This window comes from Aeromonas popoffii, from assembly GCF_000820025.1.
GTDB classification, from domain to species: Bacteria; Pseudomonadota; Gammaproteobacteria; order Enterobacterales; family Aeromonadaceae; genus Aeromonas; species Aeromonas popoffii.
Genome location: NZ_CDBI01000002.1, coordinates 1 through 264 on the forward strand (window position 1 = coordinate 1; position 264 = coordinate 264).

The 264-nt window shown below is 61.7% G+C and carries 1 protein-coding gene; it reads left to right on the forward strand.

What is annotated here, in order from left to right:
• Nucleotides 1-264: efflux RND transporter permease subunit (locus BN1129_RS00525; protein WP_042033817.1), on the forward strand; the 264-nt coding region annotated here is incomplete at both ends.

The window sequence follows — 264 nt, forward strand, 5'->3', positions numbered from 1 at the left end:
CCCCCAGCTCGGCCCCGATGCCACCGGGGTGGGCTGGGTCTATCAATACGCATTGGTGGACAGAACCGGCAAGCATGACTTGAGCGAGCTCACCTCGCTGCAAAACTGGTTCCTCAAGTACGAGCTGCAAACCGTCAATGGCGTCTCCGAGGTCGCCACCGTCGGCGGCATGGTGCGCCAGTATCAAGTCCGGGTCGACCCGGACAAGCTGCGTGCCTACGGCATCCCGATATCCCTTATCGAGACGGCCATCAAGCAGGGCAA